The 5391-nt window shown below is 58.1% G+C and carries 5 protein-coding genes; 1 reads left to right on the forward strand and 4 read right to left on the reverse strand.

Annotated features, from left to right (window positions below; all coding sequences use genetic code 11):
• From hemG to hemE, 3 genes are all read right to left on the reverse strand, one after another.
• A partial coding sequence (gene hemG / locus VN887_00950) for a protoporphyrinogen oxidase (GenBank protein ID HXT38567.1) occupies positions 1 to 692 on the reverse strand: 692 nt, incomplete at its 3' end.
• Positions 689 to 2062, reverse strand: coding sequence for an oxygen-independent coproporphyrinogen III oxidase (gene hemN / locus VN887_00955; protein ID HXT38568.1), 1374 nt, complete (start codon positions 2060 to 2062; stop codon positions 689 to 691). The genes hemG and hemN, both read right to left, overlap by 4 nt.
• On the reverse strand, positions 2059 to 3177 hold the full coding sequence (hemE, locus tag VN887_00960; GenBank protein ID HXT38569.1) for a uroporphyrinogen decarboxylase: 1119 nt from the start codon (positions 3175 to 3177) through the stop codon (positions 2059 to 2061). Before hemE ends, hemN begins: the two co-directional genes overlap by 4 nt.
• A gap of 405 nt (positions 3178 to 3582) precedes the next feature.
• Between hemE and VN887_00965 the strand changes: the two genes are divergently transcribed.
• A complete protein-coding gene (locus VN887_00965; GenBank protein ID HXT38570.1) occupies positions 3583 to 3975 on the forward strand; it encodes a hypothetical protein in 393 nt (130 codons plus the stop codon).
• A gap of 393 nt (positions 3976 to 4368) precedes the next feature.
• Here VN887_00965 and VN887_00970 read toward each other — a convergent pair.
• Positions 4369 to 5391: cytochrome C (locus VN887_00970; GenBank protein ID HXT38571.1), on the reverse strand; the 1023-nt coding region annotated here is incomplete at its 5' end.

The following is a 5391-nucleotide window of genomic DNA, read 5'->3' on the forward strand; positions in this document are numbered from 1 at the left end:
CCATCAAGGCGGCGCCGCAGCGCATCAATCAACACCTGGAGGCCGTCGTCAAATGACACTTTCTTGGCGTTCTGTTTTGATGTTTCAGCCCGGCGCTTTCGTTCCCGTGCTCCGAAGAACTGCCCCGCGAGCAGCGAGCCATAGCGCTGTTCGAGAGCATGAAGTCTGGGGAACGCGTGTTTGACGGACAACCGGTCTGGATCGCCGGCATAGACGCCCGCCACAAAAGGATTGATGGCATAGTCGAGAAATTCGCGCCCGATGCGCCGCCGGACGAATTCCCCGAGGCTCTCTTCGCAGGTCGCGGGGGCCCGTCGGATGAACGGTTCGGCCAGCAGTCGCGCCTTGGCGCGGGTGGAGAAAAGCCTGGTGGTCAGAAAGGCGGCGGGCGAACCGGGTAGCGCGACAGGTTTGCCATCGCGCACGATAAAACGCTTCTCGGCGTTCTTGTTGGCGCACTGCCGACGACCTTCGAGACCGAGATCAAGAATGAGTGCGCCGATTGTCGGCGACGTTTCGAGGAGCGTATTCGGTCCGTACTCCGCCAGGTAACCATCCTTGCGAACAGATTGGATGACTCCGCCGACGCGCCCGGCGGACTCGTAGATCGTCACGGGAATGTTTTTTTGTCCAAGCCGGAACCCCGTCGTCAGTCCGGTGATCCCGCCACCGATGATGGCCACGCTGTTCATATTGTTTTCGAAAAGCAATTTCCGTTTTGCGTCGGCGCGCAAGCATCAAACCGCATGGCAATGTTGCGGATGAACAAACGGCCGGAGTCAGTGACCGTGATCCCCGCGGCATCCTTCCTGATGAGGTGGTCTGATTCGAGGTCGGCCAGCGAGTCCAGTTCGCCTGCAAAGTATGTGGTGAAATCCTTTCCGAGCATTTCGGACATTTCCGCGTAGTTCAGGCTCAAGTCGCACATCAGGCGCATGATGGTCTGGCGGCGGACCTTGTCTTCGTCGGTGAGGATGCAGCCTTTTGCAAGCGGGGCCTTGCGCGCATCAAGCGCGGCGTAGTAGGCGGGGAGTTCCTTGAGGTTTTGCCAGTAAACGCCGTCGGCCTGCGAGATGGACGACATGCCGAACGCGTAAACGTCCGCGCCGCCGCGTGTGCTGTAGCCCTGGAAATTTCGTTGCAACGTCTTCTGCCGTTGTGCCACCGCAAGCTCGTCGTCCGCGCGGGCGAAATGATCCATCCCGATGTACACGTAGCCTTCGGAAGTCAACCTTTCGATCGTGAGCTTGAGCAGTTGGAGCTTGGTTTCCGCCGGCGGGAGGATTTTATCCGCCAGAATCTTTTGCGCGGGCTTGATCCAGGGCACGTGCGCGTAGCTGAAGACAGCAAGCCGGTCGGGCCGCAGCTGGAGGGTTTCATTCAGGGTTTTTTCGAACGACTCCGGCGTTTGATGGGGCAGGCCGTAAATGAGATCGACGTTCAAGGATCTGAATCCGGTGTCGCGGATCCAATCGACTACCATCTTTGTCTGAGCGAACGGCTGAATGCGGTGCACAGCCTTCTGGACAAGCGGATTGTGGTCCTGCACACCCAAGGAGGCTCGATTGAAGCCGGCATCGCGAAGCGCGTCCAGATGGCCCCGCGTCACTCGGCGCGGATCGATTTCGACTCCGGCCTCGGCATCGGGGGACACATCAAACTGCGAGTGAATCATCCGGCCCAGCGCGCGGATTTCCTCCGGCGCCAGAAAAGTGGGAGTGCCGCCGCCCAGGTGAAGCTGTACGACTTTTCGCTTTGGGTTCAACAGCCGCCCCATGATGCCCAGTTCGCGCTTGAGGTAATTCAGGTAGGTGGCGCTGGCGCGTTGATCGGTCGTGATCACCGTCGTGCAGCCGCAAAACCAGCAGAGCGACTGGCAGAAGGGGAGGTGAAAGTAGAGCGACAGATCACGCTCCGTTTCATTGTTTGCGCAAATTTTTTCCAACAGCTGTCCGACGGAAACCTCATCGGTGAACCGCGTGGCCGGCGGATACGACGTGTAACGCGGGCCGGGCACGTTGTATTTCCGGACGAGATCCAGATCAACCTTGAGCGCGCTCATTTGAAACTCCGGACGGTTGCCACCAGGCTTTCAATGCATTCCAGCCGGGCCGTTGGCGGCGTGCCGTGACCGAGGTTGAAAATATGGCCGTTGTGGCCGCGCATCGTTTCGAGAATACGGCTCGTCTCGATGGCCACAACGGCTGGAGTGGTGTTGAGCAGAAACGGATCAAGGTTTCCCTGAACACCGACGTTCTCCGGAAAGTGCTCGCGAACTTCCGCCAGCGGTACCGTCCAGTCAACGCTGAAGGCCTGCGCTCCTGTTCGCAGTAGTACATCCCGGCTTCCATATGCTCCCTTACCAAAAACAATGACCGGCGTCCCTCCGCCGAGCGACTCGATGATCCACCTGATCCAGATGGACGAAGCCGGTTCGTAAACGTCGGCAGACAGGATTCCTCCCAGACTGTCGAAGATCTGAATCGCGTCCACGCCGGCGTCGATTTGCAGTTGCAGGAATTGAGTCACCGCCGTGGTCAATTTCTCCATCAGGCGCGAAAAAAGGACTGGATCCGAATAGAAGAGCGCTTTCGCCCTGGAAAATTCCTTTGCGCTCCCTCCTTCCATCATAAAGTTGGCCAGTGTCCAGGGCGATCCGGCAAAGCCGAGCAGCGCCGTGCGGCCGCTCAATGCCGATTTGATCAACGGCAACGTTCTGGCGACGTAATTCAACCGTTCGACGACGGCGCTCGTGTCGAGCCGGGCAATGTCCTCGGCGGAGCGGATCGGAAATTCCATTTCAACGCCACCCCGGTCGCGGAAGTGATAACGCTGGCCGAGCGCTTCGGGCACCACGAGTATGTCGCTGAAGAGAATCGCCGCGTCGAAGTCGAAGCGCCGGATCGGCTGCAAAGTGACTTCGGCGGCCAGTTCGGGAGTTTGAACCAGCTCAAGGAAGGAGTGTTTTTCCCTCAAGGCGCGATATTCGGGCAGCGCCCGGCCGGCCTGACGCATCAGCCAGACGGGAGGACGATCCACCGGAATGCAGCGGACGGCTTTCAGAAACCGCCGGCGATTCGTCGTTTCCGCCGCGGTCGGATGCGCGTCCCACGAGGCATCACACCGGCCGGCGTCGTGACCTTCAGTGATGTCAAGCAGGGCTGCGCTGGTGTTCATCAAATCTGGTTTTCGATTCCGGGCGGGCCTGCCCACTTGAACGCCAAGGCACCGACAGACTGCCCGCTCGATGGATGACATCTTAGACTGCGGCGTCAGGCGGGCTTCACCGCAATTGCCAATTGCCTCGCATTTTTTGGCCAGATTTCCTTGAAGGCGTTCCATTGAGTGGACAATATTTGTCGAGAATGCCGAATGACCGGAAAAATCGAAACGCCAGCGGCAGGAATTGATTCGCGCGGGTACTATCACAATGGGACCCGAGCGATGCCGATCTTTGCACCTACCCGAAGCACTCGCTCATGAAATGTTGCACGCTCATGACCGATGGTGGACAAGAAACCTCGGGGAGAAGGCGGGGGATTTTTTTGATGACGAGAAGCCGGTTCGAGAGGACGCGAAGAAATGCAAGTGTACTGGCAAGTAGCTGCTTCCTACGGTGGATCGCTCTTTGGCCCAACATTTGGGCTCTTGGTGGCGGTGTGCATATGGGCGATCATCTCAGCTTGCAGTGCGTTTTTCCCCCGTGAAAAGCAAAGTTCAAATTGCCCGCTGCTTTGCGCCGGGATGTTACTTGTGGGCCTTTTTGCAGCAAGCAATCTATATGCTGTAAGGGGTGTCGAACAGTTGTTTTTCGGTGGTGTGTTGCACCTCACAACTGGACAGCGAGATGAAGAACTTCACATCGTATTAAGAACTTTGGTCGAGTGGAATGCACTCGCCTCACTGGCTATCATCGTCGGGTTCGGTTCAATTCAACTATTCCGCAAGAATGTGAACTGTACAGGCCGACCGTAGTATCCGCGATGCCCGCAAGAATTGAGCGCGTGGGAACGGCTTCCCGGCTACGAACATTCATCGGTTCAAGTGAACCTCGCGCGGCTCTGACTTCTAAGTTCCTTGCCCGCTCTTTGTCCACCTTCCATGAGATCACATCCGTTCACCACGACAAGCCGTTACGGGAGAGAAGCGTTTTTGAACCTTCGTCCAAGAATCAGCCTTGGCCGGCGGCGGCGGCGAAAGGAACACAGTCAGCCTTAGGTTGAACAGGCCGGCGAGTGGATTCCCTGAACCACGGCGTGAGTCTGCACGACAATACGTGTGGCGCTTTCCTCGATGGTCGCCTCATTGTCCGCAAAAATATAACATTGAAAGCGGGGCGATATTCCAAACGGCCCTGCCGTAGCGCGCTTATTCTTTCGGGAACGCGCCGGTGTGGCAGTTGTTACAGGAGAAGTCCTCGTTCACCGCGTCAATGTGGAAGAAGCTGTAGCCTTTGGGATTGAGTTTTTCCAGTTGCTCGCCGCTGCCCTGGGCAAGGATGATGTGACAGGAGTTGCAGTCGCTGGCTTGAATTTTGGTCTTGCCGTCCGAAGTCTTGTGCTGGCCGTCGTGACAACGAAAACATCCCGCGCCGTCCTTGTGGTTCATGTTGTCGGGGTACGCCCGCCAGTCCGCCTTCATTTCAGGAAAGAAATTGTTCTCGTAAATCCGCTGCGCCTCGGCGATCAGCGATGTCAATTGCGGGGCATTCGCGTACTTTGACCGCAGGCTGTCGGCAATTTTTTGGGCGGCTTGCGCCTCCGTCGAATAGGGCTGGATCAACGCGGCCACCACGTTGGATTTCACCAGAGGCAGCGCCGGATCAATGCGGCCGGCGGCCATCGCCAGATCAACCGAGGCGTTCGGCGATCGAAAATGATGGGCGGGCCGGTTGTGGCAGTCCATGCAGTCCATGGTGCGAATGGTATGCCTCGAAGGGTCGTCCTTGAAATTGGCGGCGCGGTATTCCTTCACAACGCCGTTGGCTCCGGTGAAACGCACCCAGGGAATCACCTGCCGCTGTTCGTCCGTCGCGATGTACTCGATTTTGTTCGCGAGGTTCATGTGCCAGTGGATGCCGCCCACGGGACCGTGGTTGGGATCGCCGCCGCCGACCTTGAGCAGCAGGCGGACCGTGAATTGGGTGTTGGTTTCATCGGCCAGAAAATGAGTGTAGGTCCGCTCCAGATTTCCGACGTATTTCTGCGACCAATGACATTCCTCGCAGATTTCCTGCGCCGGGCGCAGGTTCCTGATCGGCGTCTTGATCGGGCGATGGTAATTCCCGGTAATGACCCCCACGAGCTGGTGCACACCGTTGATCTTGGCCTTCACAAACGCCGAGGCGCCCGGACCGACGTGACAGGCGGTGCATTCGATGCGCGCGTGGGG

The organism is Candidatus Angelobacter sp. (assembly GCA_035607015.1).
In the GTDB taxonomy this organism is placed as follows: domain Bacteria; phylum Verrucomicrobiota; class Verrucomicrobiia; order Limisphaerales; family AV2; genus AV2.